This is a genomic window from Polaromonas sp. LjRoot131, assembly GCF_964252805.1.
Taxonomy (GTDB): domain Bacteria; phylum Pseudomonadota; class Gammaproteobacteria; order Burkholderiales; family Burkholderiaceae_C; genus Polaromonas.
On the sequence record NZ_CAXUPF020000001.1, the window covers coordinates 650,538 to 664,476 of the forward strand.

The window sequence follows — 13,939 nt, forward strand, 5'->3', positions numbered from 1 at the left end:
GGAGACGCCCGGCGCCTCCTCCTACCTGGATTCGGGCTTCCCCAGCCCGTTTCGACAACGGGGCCTTGTGCCCGCGGCAGCCGCGATCCGCGCCGGGGCCTGCCGCTGTCCTTGCGTCAATTGTGAACAAGTGTGCTGAATGTATCCATGCGGGGTCTCTTAAGCGACAAGGCACGCTAATTGCTGAAGGGTTACTCCCTACGGAGCGGTGTCCGGGGCGGCGGTATATTCGCGCCGACTGACAGGCCAACGTCTAGCCACCCCCACGGGAGGCGAGATGCTCCATCCATCACGGCGGGCCACAAGCCCGCCAGTTTTTATTCAGGAGTGCAACCAGCATGAACCCAAACTGGACGATGAAAACCCTGGCCGGCACCGTGCTGCTGGCCTTTGCCAGCCTGGCCGCCGCGGCCACCGTGCCCGCCGGCGTGAAACTGCATGAAACCCAGGAACTGGTCCGCAACAACGGCTCCGAGCCCGAAACCCTGGACGCCGCGCTGGCGACCGGCGTTCCAGCCAACAACGTGATCCGCGAGATGTTCGAAGGGCTGTGCGCCGCGGACAACAACGGCAAGATCGTGCCCGGCGTGGCCGAAAGCTGGAAGCAGGTCGACCCTCAGACCTGGGTCTTCAAGCTGCGTAAAAACGCCAAATGGTCCAACGGCGACGCCGTGACCGCCGACGACTTCATCTACAGCATGCGCCGCTTCGTCGACCCGGCGACCGCCTCGAAGTACGCCTCCACCTACGGCGTCTTCCTGCTCAATGCGAAAGAGATCATCGAGGGCAAGAAACCCGTCACCGAACTGGGCGTCAAGGCCGTCGACCCCTACACCCTGGAAATCAAGACGCCTTTCCCGGTCAGCTTCCTGCCCGAAGTCGTGTCCAACCCCCAGCTCGCACCCCTGCACAAGGCCACCATCGAAAAATTCGGCAAGGACTGGACCCGGCCCGCCAACATGGTGAACAACGGCGCCTTCTCTCTGAAGGACTGGCAGGTCAACAGCAAGATCATCCTGGCCAAAAATCCGAGCTATTGGGATGCCAAGAACGTCCAGCTCACCAAGATCACCTACCTCTCGGTCGAGGACGGCAATGCCGACGTGAAGCTTTATGAGTCGGGCGAGAACGACTGGGTTTACCAGCTTCCGCCCGGCACCTACGACAAGTACAAGGCGCAGTACCCCAAGGAAATCCGCAACACCGACATGCTGGGCCTGCGCTATTACTCGATGAACAATGCGGACCCGGCCCTCAAGGACATCCGAGTGCGCAAGGCGTTGTCGATGGCGCTGGACCGGGACATCCTGGCGCAGCGCGTCACCGCCGATGGGCAGACCCCGGCCTACGGCGTCATCGTCAAGGGCACTTCCGGCGCCGACGTCACTGTCTACGATTGGGCCAAGTGGCCCGCCGACAAACGCATTGCCGAAGCCAAAAAACTGCTCAAGGAGGCCGCGCTTCCAGCCGGCACCAAACTCAAGTTCTCCTACAACACCAGCGATTACCACAAGAAGATGGCCATCTTCGCGGCCTCCGAGTGGAAGACCAAGCTGGGCCTGGACGTCGAACTCGAAGCCATGGAGTTCAAGGTGCTGATCAAGAAGCGCACCGACAAGGACTACCAGATTGCCCGCAACGGCTGGATCGCCGACTACAACGACGCCACCACCTGGCTCACGCTGGTGCAGTGCGATTCCGACCAGAACTACCACAACAGCTGCAACCGCAAGGCCTCCGCGCTGATCGACGAAGGCAACCAGGCGATGGACCCGGCCAAGCGCAAGGTGCTGCTGACGCAGGCGGCGAAGATGATTATGGAAGACTATCCCATCATCCCGCTGCTGCAGTACACCGTGCCGCGCCTGGTCAAGCCCTATGTGGGCGGTTATTCGACCACCAACGCGCTGGACCGCTACCGCGGCAAGGACCTGTACATCGTCAAACATTGATGACGGCCATGGGGCAGGCGCCGCCGTGCGCCTGCCCGTCCCCGATTCGCTTCTTCCATTTCCCGAAAAATTCTGATGCCTTGCGGGCCGTTCAGGGCTAAGCTGTACCCGGCCCATACCCTCGTGCGCTCACACTGACTAGCCCGGAGATTCCCATGTGGTCTTACACCTTCAGGCGCATCCTCGCGACGCTCCCCACGTTGCTGGCCGTCGTCACCGTCTGCTACCTCCTGCTGCACGGTACGCCGGGCGGGCCCTTCGACGACGAGCGCAAGGTTTCCGCGGCCGTGCTGGCCAACCTGCAGGCCAAATACCACCTCGACCTGCCGCTGTGGCAGCAATACCTGTACTACCTCAACAGCCTGCTGCACGGCGACCTGGGCGCGTCTTTCCGCTATGCCGACTGGTCGGTCAACGAACTGGTGGCCAAGGCGCTGCCGGTTTCCGCGGCGATAGGCGGGGGCGCCATTCTCATCTCGCTCTTCGTCGGCGTGTTCCTGGGCACCATGGCGGCCCTGCGGCAGAACAGCGCCATCGACTACGGGGTCATGCTGCTCGGCAACGCGGGCCATGTGTTTCCCTCCTTCGTGATCGGCCCGGTGCTGATCCTGGTGTTCGCCGTCTGGCTCAAGGTCGCGCCGGCCGGCGGCTGGGACGACTTTTCGCCGCGCTTCATGGTGCTGCCCATGCTGCTGCTGATCTTCATCAACGTGGCGACCATAGGGCGCGTCATGCGCGGCAGCCTGATCGAGGTGCTGCACAGCAATTTCATACGCACCGCGCGCGCCAAGGGCTTGCCCACGCGCACCATCATCCTGCGCCACGCCCTCAAGCCCGCGCTGCTGCCGGTGGTGTCCGTCATGGGCCCGCTGGCGATTTCGTCGATCACCTCGGCCATCGTGACCGAGTCGGTGTTCTCGCTGCCCGGCATCGGCAAGCTCATCGTCAACGGCGCGGCCAACCGCGACTACACCCTGGTGCTGGGCCTGGTGGTGCTGGTGACCGTGATCGCCGTGACGCTGAACCTGCTGGTCGATCTGGCCTACGCCTTGCTTGACCCGAAGATCCGGTATTGAAGCCACTTGAAGCGAATCCCATGCTGTTCAGGAACAAAGACAAACAAGACCAGCTGGCCGCGGCGCTGGGCCATACGCTGCGAACGGCGCCGGCCGACATTGCGGGGCGCAGCCCCTGGGCCGATGCGCGCGTGCGCTTTCTGCGTAACAAGGCGGCGGTGTTCAGCCTGTGCCTTCTCACATTCATCACCCTGGTTTGCATCGTCGGCCCCTGGTTGCTGCCGCATGCCTTCGACGCCGCCGACTGGGACGCCATGAGCCTGCCGCCCACGTTCAAGAATGCGCATTTTTTCGGCACCGACGAATCGGGACGCGACCTGCTGGTGCGCAGCCTGGTCGGCGGCCGCGTGTCGCTGATGGTGGGATTCCTGGCCACGCTGTCGGCCGTCACACTGGGCATTGTCTGGGGCGCCACCGCAGGTTTCCTCGGCGGCAGGGTGGACGCCTTCATGATGCGCGTGGTCGACATGATGTATGCCGTGCCCTATCTGCTGATCGCCATCCTGATGGTGACCATTCTGGGCCGCGCCTTCTATCTGGTGGTGATCACCATCACGGTGTTTTCGTGGATGGACATGGCGCGCGTGGTGCGCGGCCAGACCCTGTCGCTGCGCTCGCGAGAGTTCATTGAAGCGGCCCGTGCGCTGGGCGTGCCGACGCGGCGCATTATCTTCCAGCACATCGTGCCCAACCTGCTGGGTGTTGTGGTGATCTACACCACGGTCACCGTGCCGACCGTGATCCTGGTGGAGTCGGTGCTGTCCTTCCTGGGGCTGGGCATCCAGGAGCCCATGACGAGCTGGGGCGTGCTGATCCACGACGGCGCCTCCGTCATGGAGGTCTCGTCGTGGATGCTGCTGTTCCCGGCCGGACTGCTGTCGCTGACCCTGTATTGCTTCAACTACATCGGGGACGGCCTGCGCGATGCGCTGGACCCCAAGGAACGCTGAGCCACGCCATGAGCCTGATTGAAGTCAAGAACCTCGGCGTCCAGTTCCAGACCCAGGACGGGCTGGTCTATGCCGTCAACGGCATCAACTTTTCACTGGACCGAGGCCAGACCCTGGGCATCGTCGGCGAAAGCGGCTCCGGCAAAAGCCAGAGCGTATTGGCCATGATGGGCCTGCTGGCTAGCAACGGCAAGGCGACCGGGCAGGCCCTCTACCAGGGCCGTGACCTGCTGGCCATGAAGCCGGCCGAGCTCAACAAGATACGCGGCAATCGCGTGGCCATGATCTTCCAGGATCCCATGACCTCGCTGAACCCTTACCTGACGGTGGAGCGGCAAATGACCGAGGTGCTGCAGTTTCACAAGGGCCTGGACCGCAAGGCGGCGCGCGCCCGTTCGGTGCAGTTGCTCGATGCCGTGAAGATTCCCGATGCGGCGGGCCGCATCGGCCTGTACCCGCATGAGTTTTCGGGTGGCATGCGCCAGCGCGTGATGATCGCCATGGCCTTGCTGTGCGAACCCGAGGTGCTGATCGCCGACGAACCCACGACCGCGCTGGACGTGACGGTGCAGGCGCAGATCATCGCCTTGCTGCGCGAGCTGCAGCGCGACTTCGGCACCGCTATCGTCATGATCACGCACGACCTGGGCGTGGTGGCCGGGCTGTGCGACGAGGTGATGGTGCTTTACGGCGGGCGCGTGATGGAGCAGGGCAGCGCCGACAGCATCTTTTACCGCGCCTCGCATCCCTACACTGTAGGCCTGCTCGGCGCGATCCCGCGGCTGGACGCGGAAGAGGAGGCGCTGGTTGCCATTCCCGGCGCGCCGCCCAATATGGCGAAGCTGCCCAGCGGCTGCCCGTTCAGCGAGCGCTGCACCCTGGCCAGCGCGCAGTGCGTGGAATCGCTGCCCGCGCTGTTGCCGGCCGAACATGACCCGACCGTTCTCCGGGCCTGCCACCGGTCCGTGCAGGCTGTGTCGGAACTCGCGGTGAAGGAGGCCAGCCATGCGTGAGGCGGCGCCACCCATCCTCTCGGTACGCGACCTCAGGGTGCATTTCAGGATCAAGGCGGGCGCCTGGCCCTGGTCGCCGGCCCGCATCCTCAAGGCCGTGGACGGCATTTCTTTCGACATCCATGCGGGCGAAACCCTGGGCGTGGTGGGCGAGTCGGGTTGCGGCAAGTCGACCCTGGCGCGCGCGGTGCTGAACCTGATCCCGGCCACCGCCGGCAGCATCGTCTGGATGGGCCGGGAAATGGCGGGGGCCTCCAGCGACACCTGGCAGGCCGCCAGGGCCGACATACAGATGATCTTCCAGGATCCGCTGGCCTCGCTGGACCCGCGCATGACCATCGCGCAAATCATCGCCGAGCCCTTGCGCACGCACCGCCCCGCCATGCCCGAGGCCGAGGTGATGCAGCGCGTCAAGGCCATGATGGGCCGCGTCGGCCTGATGCCGCAGCAGATCAACCGCTACCCGCACGAGTTCTCCGGCGGCCAGTGCCAGCGCATAGGCATTGCGCGCGCGCTGATCCTGGAGCCCAAGCTCATCATCTGCGACGAGCCGGTGTCGGCGCTCGACGTTTCCATCCAGGCGCAGATCATCAACCTGCTCAAGGAACTGCAAAAAACCATGGGCCTGGCGCTGATCTTCATCGCCCACGACCTGGCCGTCGTCAAACACATCAGCGACCGCATCCTGGTGATGTACCTGGGCCATGAGATGGAAGTGGCCCACAAAAAAGCGTTGTACGCGGCGCCGCGCCATCCCTACACCCGGGCCCTGCTGTCGGCCATCCCGATTCCCGACCCGGCGCTGGAGCGCACAAAAGTCATCCAGTTGTTGCAGGGAGATTTGCCTTCGCCCATGGCGCCGCCTTCGGGATGCGTGTTCCGCACGCGCTGCCCGCTGGCGATTGCGCGCTGTGCCGAAGAGGTGCCGGCATTGCGCCGCCTGAGCGAGCAGACGGAAGCGGCCTGCCTGCTGGCCTGACGGTTTTAGCGTTGGCTCACCGGAGGATGCACAGGTAGACCGCAAAAATGACGACCAGCCAGAGTGTCTCGGCCAGCATCAGCGCCATGGGCCGCCAGCCGAGCTTGACCAGTTCCTCGAACGAGGTCTTGATGCCCAGCGCCGCGATGGCGACCACCAGGCAGATGCGCGAGACCTGGCCCAGCGCCTCGTTGATCCGCGGCGTGACCACGCCCAGGCTGTTGGCCAGCACCAGCGCCATGAAGCCGACCAGGAAAAAAGGCAGCAGCGGCGTGCGCGGGCCGGCATCGCCGGTGCCGTTGCTGCGCCGCCGCCAGTACCAGGCCAGCACCGCCACCACGGGCACCAGCAGCGTGACGCGGAACAGCTTGACGATCACCGCGACGTCGCCAGTCTCGTGCGACATCATCAGGCCCGCGCCCACGACCTGCGCCACGTCGTGGATGGTGCCACCCAGGAAGATGCCGGCGCCAATGTCGTCCAGCCGCAGGATTCTGGCCAGCAGCGGGTAGCTGACCATCGCCAGCGTCGACAGGCCGGTGACGCCGACCACGGTCAGCAGCGTGTGTCGCTCGTTATCCTGCGTCTTGGGCATCACCGCCGCCACGGCCAGCGCCGCCGAAGCGCCGCAGATCGACACGGCCGCGCCGCAGAGCAGGCCGAAGTCGGTGCTCAGGCCCAGGCGCCGCGCCAGCCAGGCGCCCAGCGCGATGGCGCTGGCAATGGCGATCACCGCGGTGGCCAGCGGCCCTATGCCCAGCTGCCCGATTTGCGCCAGCGTGATGCGCGCGCCCAGCAGGGCCACGCCTATGCGCAGCAGTGTCCTGGCGCAGAACTCGATGCCGGGCTTGCAGCGCGCATCTTGGTACAGGAAGTGAAAAGCCAGGCCGAACAGCAGGGCGTAAAGCAGCTGCGGGCCGCCGTAGTGCTCGGAAAGAAAAGTCGCCGCCAGCATGATGAGCAGCGGCAAAGCCAGGCCGGGCCAGAGGCTGCGGGCGTGGAGGAGCCAGGGGCGCGCAGGGCTGGGCATGGTCGTGCAAACCTCGTGGAAAAAGCAAAGAGGGAAAGGCGCCACAGTGGACGCGAGGAAGGGACCTGGAGGCCCCCGGAGATCAGGCTTGCAGTGCGGCGAAGCCTTGCTGCAGATCGGCCAGCAGGTCGGCCGGGTCCTCGAGCCCGATGTGCAGCCGGATGATCTGGCCGCGGCCCGACCAGTCGGTCACGCTGCGGGCATTGCGCAGGTTGGCCAGCGTGACCAGGCTTTCATAGCCGCCCCAGGACGCGCCCAGGCCGAACAGCCGCAAGCCGTCGATCAGCCGCTCGGCGGCTGCCTGGTCGAAGCCGTGCCGGAGCTCGAAAGACAGCAGGCCGTTGGTGCCCTTGCAGTCGCGTTGCCAGAGGGCATGGCCCGGGTCGCCGGGCAAGGCCGGGCAGAACACGGTCGCCACCTCGCTGCGTGCCTGCAGCCAGGCTGCCACCTTTAACGCGTGGCTTTCATGCAAGGCCAGGCGCGCGGCCATGCTGCGCGCGCCGCGCAGCACCAGGTAGGCATCGTCGGGGCTCACCGTCATCCCGAAGGCGTCGCTGCGCTCGTTCAGCGCCTGCCATGCGGCCTGCGTGGTGGCGACGGTGCCCATCATCACGTCGGAATGGCCCGACAGGTATTTGGTGGCCGCCATGACGGACACGTCGGCGCCCAACGCCAGCGGCCGGTACTGGTGGCCGGAACCCCAGGTGTTGTCGGCCACCAGCAGCGCCCCCCGCGCATGGGCGATGCGGGCCAGGCGCGGCAGGTCGCACATTTCATACACCAGCGAGCCAGGGCATTCGGTGTAAACCATGCGCGTGCCGGCTTCCATTTTTTCTTCCACGTCGCTGCCGTCGGCCGCAAAAAAAGTGCAGCGGATGTTGTAGGGCGTGAGGAAGGAATCGACCAGCTTGCGCGCCGGTTCGTAGACGCTGTCCGACATCAGTACATGATCGCCGGGCTTGAGGTAGGCCAGCAGCGTCATGGCGATGGCGGCCAGGCCTGTGGGGAACAGCCGCGTGCGATAGGCGCCTTCGAGTTCGCTGACCAGGTCTTCCAGCGCGTAATTGGTCGGGTTGCCGCGGGCCCCGTAGGTGAACACGCGTTCTTCGCCGCGCCGCTGGCGCATTTCACGCTGGTGCGCCGTGCTGTCGAACAGCACGGTGCTGGCGCGCACCACGGGCGGGTTGACCGGCCGCCCGCCCTCAAAGGCCGGCTGCTTGCCGGCGTGGACCAGGCGGGTCAGAGGGGAAGCTGCCGATGGCGATTTTTTGGTCATGTCCGGAAAGCCTTGGTGGATGAGCGATCAGTCTAGCTTGGCGCCCGACAGCTTGACGACGCGCGACCAGCGGGCGATGTCCGCCTTGAGCTGTGCGGCGAAGGCCGCCGACGTGTTGCCGACCACTTCGCTGCCGCCGTCGGTGATCAGCTTGCTGACTTCCGGCGTCTTCAGGGAACGCACGATGCTGTCGTGCAGGTAGGCCACGCGCTCGGGCGGCGTGCCGGCCGGCGCGAAGAAACCGTACCAGTCTTCAAAGGTGGTGTTTTTGTAGCCCAGCTCTTCCAGCGTCGGCACCTTGGTGAACACGCCGATGCGGCGCGGGCTGGTGACTGCCAGTGCGCGCATCTTGCCGTTCTGGATGAAGCTGGACACCGAGGCGGTGGAGGTGATGAGCACGTCCACCTGGCCGCCCAACAGGTCGGTGATGGCAGGCGCCGCGCCCTTGTAGGGCACGTGGGTCATGCCGATGCCGCTGTCCTTTTCCAGCACCACGCCGACCAGGTGCGAGAGGGTGCCGTTGCCGGGCGTGGCATAGGTGACGCGTCCGCCGGGGGCTTTGGTCTGCGCGGCCAGGTCGGCAAAGCTTTTCAGGGGCGAATTGCTGGGCACCACCAGCACCAGCGGCGCGGCGTTGATCTGGGTGATGGGCAGGAAGTTTTTCAGCGGATCGAAGCCGGGCGATGCGTACAGCGTGGGGTTGACGGCCATCAGCGAGACCTGGCCGGTGAGCACGGTGTAGCCGTCGGGTTTGGCATCGGCCACGGCCTTGGCGCCAATGTTGCCGCCGGCGCCGCCGCGGTTGTCGACGATGGCGCTCTGGCCGGTGATGTCGGACAGGCGGGTGGTCACAAAACGCGTGGTGGCGTCATTGCCGCCGCCGGCCGGGAAGGGCGACACGAACTTGATGGCCTGGTTCGGGAAGCCGCCGACCTGGGGCATGGGCTGCGCGGAGGCGGCGCCGTGTACGGCGAGCAGGGCGCAGCAAAGCGAGGCGGCGGTGAATTTCAGCTTGGCAAACATGGGGGCTCCTGAATGGTGGGAAGCAAAAAATGAAGAAGAGGCAAAACGGGGGCGCCGGGCCGGCGGAGCTCAGGCGTGCGCGGCAACGGCGTCCGGGAAGTGAAACGCCTTCAGCTCAAGCGCGTCCAGCTGCCCGATCAGGTTGACTTCCCAGGCGAGGTACTGGCGCGCCGCTTCCTTGTTGCCGTCGTGCCGGTCGTGCACGAAGAAAAGGTAGTCGATGCAGTCGCTGTCGGCCGGAATGTTTTCGGAAGCCTGCAGCGGCAGGCCGGCGGCGCGCCAGGCGTCCAGGCCGCCTTCGAGCAGGCTGGCCTTCAGGCCCAGAGCCTGCAGGTCGACGGCCGCGCAGGCGGCCACAGCGGGTTCGTCGGCGATCAGCACCACCGGGCGGTGTTCACCGGCCAGGGCCTGCGCCAGGCGCGGCCGTATCGACCAGCGCGTGCCGGCGATGTGTTTCTGGCGGAATTGCATGCTGGGGCGCAGGTCTATGGCACAGACGCTGCCGTCGGCCAGGCCGTCCATCAGCGCCTGTGCGCTGATGGCGGGCAGCGCGGGCAGGGCCACGGGTGCCGCGGCGGGCAAGGCCAGGCCGCTGGCCAGGCCCTGGTCCAGCACGCTGGCGTCGTGGCCCAGCTGGCGCAGCCAGCTCGCCACCGTGAGCGCGCGCATGCCGTCGTTGTCGAACAGCACCAGCCGCGCCTTGCGCACACCCACGTACTGGTCGGTAGCCTGGATCAGCTGGCCGCCGGGCGTGTGCTGCGCGCCGGGCAGGCTGCCTTGCGCAAATTCCTCGGGGCTGCGGACGTCGCACAAAAAGAGCGTGCGCTGCGCGTCACCCGCCCAGCCGCTAACCGTCTGCGCATTGACGACAGGCACTTTGAAGCGCTCTGCCAGGGCCTGGGCCGCCGCGCGCATGCCGGCGGGACCGCCGGGCTGAGTTGATTCGGGATAGCGGCGCGTGCCGCCGTGCTCGAGTTTCAGGTCGGCCAGGTACCAGCCCTGGGTGCCGTTTTCGAGCGCCGACACCGGGTTGCGCACACCCAGGTTGATCAGGGTCTGCGCGCCTATGATGCTGCGCGTGCGGCCCGCGCAGTTGATGACGATGTGGGTGCTCTCGCTGGGCACCAGGTCGCGGATGCGCAGGGCCAGCTCGCCGTTGGGGCAGCTGATCGCCGTCGGAATGTTCATCTTGCGGAACTCCGAAAACGGCCGCCCGTCCAGCACCACGACGTCGTCCTTGCGCTCCAGCATGGCCGCCAGTTCGGTCGCGCTGACGCGGGGCGTGTGGTAGACCTGTTCGGCCAGTTCGCCGAAAGTCTTGGACGGCACGTTGACGCCGGCAAACAGCGCAAAGCCGGCGGCCTGCCAGCCGGCCGTGCCGCCTTGCAGCACCTGCACGTTGGCGTAGCCGAGCGCGCTGAAGCGGCGCGCGGCCAGGGGCGCCGCGCTGTTGCCGTCGCCGTCATAGACCACAACGCGCACACCTGTGCGCGGCGCAAGGCGCGGGGCGTCCAGCTCCAGCCGGCTGTAGGGCAGGGGGATGCCGTAAAACAAGTGCGACTGGCCGTACTGGCCGTGCTCGCGCACATCGAACAAGGCGATTTCCTCGCCGTCGTGCAACCAGGCTTTGAGCGTGGCCGCGTCTACAAAACGTGTCATGGAATAAAGGCGTGTGAGTTCAGAAAATTCGAAGAAGGAAAGAAGGCGTGGGTGGTCAGCGGCGGGTCTGCACGCCGATGCCCATGGTTTCGTAGGTGCCCTTTTCCATGTCGTAGCTGGTGCGCGAGGTCAGGGTCTCGAGCGCGCGGCCGTACATGTGCAGGTGGCGTATCACCTGGCCCGCGGGAATCTCCACCGAGTGAATGTCCTCGGCGAGCAGCGCGATGCCCGTGCCGGGCTCGACCACGACCGAGCTGACCTCTTTGAGTTGTGCCTTGCCGGGCACGGAGCCGTCGTCCTGGCGTTCATACACGCGATTGAGCTCCGTGCCCTCCACGGCGCTGATGCAGGCCCAGGTGGTGTGGTTGTGCGGCACGATGCGCTTGCCGGGGCGCATCACATTGAGGTACAGCGCGAAGCTCTGGTCGGCGTCTTCGGCGATCAGGTAGCGCGCCTGCAGTTCGGGGCTGACGGGCGCGTTGAAATCGGCATCGCTCCACAGGTCCTTGCGGCTGGCCAACTGGTTCAGCACCGCCAGGACCTTGGCCAGGGAGGGGCGCGTTGCCTCGCCGCTTCCAACAATAACTTTAATGTTTTGAATGGCGGCGCCAACCACCTGCTTGCGCTCTGCTGCTGCGTTCATGGGCGTATTCCTGAGTGAAATTCGGGTTTGGTGGGCCTAATATAGTCAAGTCATATTTTTCAAACAACTCAGAAATAGAGATAAACGCATTAGCATCCGTAATATGAAGATGCTCTCGCAGAGGCCCTCACATGAAAACCCTTGACCTGGAATTGCTGAGGTCCCTGGTCGCCATTGACGAGCAGGACAGCTTTGTCGGCGCTGCCGTCCAGCTGGGCAAGACACAGTCGGCGGTGACGCAGCAGATGCAGCGCCTGGAGGACCAGATCGGCCACCCGCTGTTTGAAAAACACGGCCGCAGCAAGCGGCTGACGCCGCACGGCCACAAGCTGCTCGACTATGCGCGCCACCTGCTGGCCATCAATGACGATGCGCTGCGCAGCCTGCAGCAGGGCAACCTCGAGGGCGTGCTGCGCATAGGGGCGCCGCACGACGTCGCCGACAATATGCTGCCGACCTTGCTGGCGCAGGTGGCGCGCGTCTCGCCGCTGCTGCAGCTCGACATCCACGTGGGGCGCAGTCCCTTCCTGATGGAGTCGCTCAAGCGCGGCGAGATCGACATGACCATCTCCAACCGCAACGACCCGGGGCTGGACGGCGTGGTGCTGCGTACCTCGCCCACGGTGTGGCTGTGCTCGGCGAGTTATGTGCACGACCGCGGCAAACCGGTTCCGCTGATCCTGGTGGAAGGCCCCAGCGTGTTCCACCGGCTGGCGCGCGAGGCGCTGGACGCCGCCGGCATTCCGTGGACGCCCAGCTACACCGCCTCCAGCCTGATCGGCATCAAGGCAGCGCTGCGAGCAGGGCTGGGCGTGACGGCACGCGGCATCGAGACGGCGGGCAGTGACCTGCGTGTGCTCGGCGAAACCGATGGCTTGCCTCGCTTGCCCGACCTCGACTATTACCTTTTTATTCGCCGCAACGTCATCAACCCGGTCACGCGCAAGGTGTTCGACATGCTCAAGGCCAACCTCGGTTTGATCCGCAACGCGGCGGACCCGGCAGCCCCGGCGTGGCCTCCGGGCAGGGGAATCTGACACCTGGTTTGCAAGGGCATATGGCCGAGGTGTTCATACCTGGTCGCACCTTGTCGACTTTCTACTTACTTCCAGAGAACGCGCGTGCGTGAATCAACGACGGCCATAAGATCTCGAAGAAAGTGCCGTAACAAAATGTTGGACACAAGCCACATGAGTGCGCAGAACTCGCACGCGAATGCGCTGCTTTCATGGTTCAAGGTTACGCTTGCCGCTCGTTGACGATGCCCGGCATTGGGTCGGGGTTGCAGCGTATCTGAGAACAAATGCAAGGAGAGTTCATGTCTGTCTCATCGTTTCCCATCAAGCGGCGCACCCTGCTTGCTGGTTCCGCGGCCACCCTGGCGCTCGGCGCCTCACCCGCATGGGCCGCCTATCCCGACAAGCCGATCAAGATCATTGTTCCCTGGGCAACGGGCGGCAGCACCGACGCCATTACCCGCGTGCTCGCGCAGCGCCTGAGCGAAGGACTGAAGCAACCCGTGATCGTCGACAACAAGCCGGGCGGCGCGGGCCACGTCGGCATTGACCAGGCCGCCAAGTCGGCGCCCGACGGCTACACCCTGGCGATCGTCGAGCTGTCCCATGTGTATGCGCCCGCGGTTGTCGCCAACCTGCCTTACGACATGCTGCGCGACTTCACGCCGATCACGCTGGTGGGCACCTCGCCCATGGTGCTGTTCACCGGCATGGGCCCTGAAAACGCCGACTTCAAGACTTTCCTGAAAACCGCCTCGACCACCAAGGGCGGGCCGCCCGCCATGGCGAACAGCGGCACCGGCTCCATCAGCCACCTGGTGGGTGAGCTGTTTTCGCAGGAAACCAAAATCAAGTTCAACATGGTGCCTTACCGCGGCGGCGCGCCGGCCATGGTGGACCTGGCTGCCGGCCAGGTGTCTTCCTACTTCGCCACGCTGGCGACCGGTTCCAGCCTGATGGCCGCCGGCAAGGTCAAGGCACTGGCGGTGACGGGCCGCAAGCGCTCCGATGTCCCCATCCTGCGTTCCCTGCCGACGATGACGGAACTCGGCCTCAAGAACATGGACGTCGCCCAGTGGTGGGCGCTGGTGGCTCCGGCAACCACGCCGCTTGAAGTTACCGAGCGGCTTCGCCTGGAACTCCTCACCGCCATGTCGGACCTCAAGGTGGTGGAGCGCATGTCCGCCCTGGGTGTGGAAATGAAAGGCACCTCGCGCGACCAGCTGCGCGGCTTCCTCCGGGCTGAGTCCGAGCGTTGGCGCACCCTGGCGCGCAACGTGGGACTGAAACCGCAATAAGCCGGATCGGAACTTGATCTGATG

General features: G+C 65.4%; 12 protein-coding genes. 7 read left to right on the forward strand and 5 right to left on the reverse strand.

The window, feature by feature from the left end:
- Positions 1 to 338: 338 nt before the first annotated feature.
- From ACSQ27_RS03110 to oppF, 5 genes are all read left to right on the forward strand, one after another.
- Positions 339 to 1,952, forward strand: coding sequence for a peptide ABC transporter substrate-binding protein (locus ACSQ27_RS03110; RefSeq protein ID WP_436154020.1), 1,614 nt, complete (start codon positions 339 to 341; stop codon positions 1,950 to 1,952).
- A gap of 155 nt (positions 1,953 to 2,107) precedes the next feature.
- Positions 2,108 to 3,028 carry an oligopeptide ABC transporter permease OppB gene (gene oppB, locus ACSQ27_RS03115; RefSeq protein WP_436154021.1) on the forward strand — a complete coding sequence of 307 codons (921 nt, stop codon included), beginning with the start codon at positions 2,108 to 2,110 and terminating at the stop codon, positions 3,026 to 3,028.
- A 20-nt stretch (positions 3,029 to 3,048) separates the two neighbouring features.
- Complete coding sequence (locus tag ACSQ27_RS03120; RefSeq protein ID WP_436154022.1) at positions 3,049 to 3,978, forward strand: ABC transporter permease subunit; 930 nt, start codon at positions 3,049 to 3,051, stop codon at positions 3,976 to 3,978.
- An 8-nt stretch (positions 3,979 to 3,986) separates the two neighbouring features.
- Positions 3,987 to 4,991 (forward strand): oligopeptide/dipeptide ABC transporter ATP-binding protein, encoded by a 1,005-nt coding sequence (locus ACSQ27_RS03125; RefSeq protein ID WP_436154023.1) that lies wholly within the window; start codon positions 3,987 to 3,989, stop codon positions 4,989 to 4,991.
- Positions 4,984 to 5,970 carry a murein tripeptide/oligopeptide ABC transporter ATP binding protein OppF gene (oppF, locus tag ACSQ27_RS03130; protein ID WP_436154024.1) on the forward strand — a complete coding sequence of 329 codons (987 nt, stop codon included), beginning with the start codon at positions 4,984 to 4,986 and terminating at the stop codon, positions 5,968 to 5,970. The genes ACSQ27_RS03125 and oppF overlap by 8 nt, the downstream gene beginning before the upstream one ends.
- A 16-nt stretch (positions 5,971 to 5,986) precedes the next feature.
- Here the strand turns inward: oppF and ACSQ27_RS03135 are convergent, their stop codons facing one another.
- The 5 genes from ACSQ27_RS03135 to ACSQ27_RS03155 all read right to left on the reverse strand — a co-directional run bounded on the left by ACSQ27_RS03135 (position 5,987) and on the right by ACSQ27_RS03155 (position 11,601).
- Positions 5,987 to 7,000, reverse strand: a complete 1,014-nt coding sequence (locus ACSQ27_RS03135; protein WP_436154025.1) for a YeiH family protein — start codon at positions 6,998 to 7,000, stop codon at positions 5,987 to 5,989.
- Positions 7,001 to 7,082: 82 nt separating this feature from the next.
- The gene (gene metC / locus ACSQ27_RS03140; protein ID WP_436154026.1) at positions 7,083 to 8,276 is read right to left on the reverse strand and encodes a cystathionine beta-lyase; all 1,194 of its coding nucleotides are present in this window, start codon (positions 8,274 to 8,276) and stop codon (positions 7,083 to 7,085) included.
- A gap of 27 nt (positions 8,277 to 8,303) precedes the next feature.
- Positions 8,304 to 9,299, reverse strand: coding sequence for a Bug family tripartite tricarboxylate transporter substrate binding protein (locus ACSQ27_RS03145; RefSeq protein ID WP_436154027.1), 996 nt, complete (start codon positions 9,297 to 9,299; stop codon positions 8,304 to 8,306).
- 69 nt (positions 9,300 to 9,368) lie between these two features.
- Complete coding sequence (locus ACSQ27_RS03150) at positions 9,369 to 10,958, reverse strand: rhodanese-like domain-containing protein (protein WP_436154028.1); 1,590 nt, start codon at positions 10,956 to 10,958, stop codon at positions 9,369 to 9,371.
- A gap of 55 nt (positions 10,959 to 11,013) precedes the next feature.
- Complete coding sequence (locus tag ACSQ27_RS03155; protein WP_436154029.1) at positions 11,014 to 11,601, reverse strand: hypothetical protein; 588 nt, start codon at positions 11,599 to 11,601, stop codon at positions 11,014 to 11,016.
- Positions 11,602 to 11,732: 131 nt separating this feature from the next.
- On the opposite strand from ACSQ27_RS03155, the gene ACSQ27_RS03160 reads away from it, so the two are divergent.
- Together ACSQ27_RS03160 and ACSQ27_RS03165 are read left to right on the forward strand one after the other, a co-directional pair.
- On the forward strand, positions 11,733 to 12,638 hold the full coding sequence (locus ACSQ27_RS03160) for a LysR substrate-binding domain-containing protein (RefSeq protein ID WP_436154030.1): 906 nt from the start codon (positions 11,733 to 11,735) through the stop codon (positions 12,636 to 12,638).
- Between the two features lie 281 nt (positions 12,639 to 12,919).
- On the forward strand, positions 12,920 to 13,915 hold the full coding sequence (locus ACSQ27_RS03165) for a Bug family tripartite tricarboxylate transporter substrate binding protein (protein WP_436154031.1): 996 nt from the start codon (positions 12,920 to 12,922) through the stop codon (positions 13,913 to 13,915).
- Positions 13,916 to 13,939 lie beyond the last annotated feature (24 nt).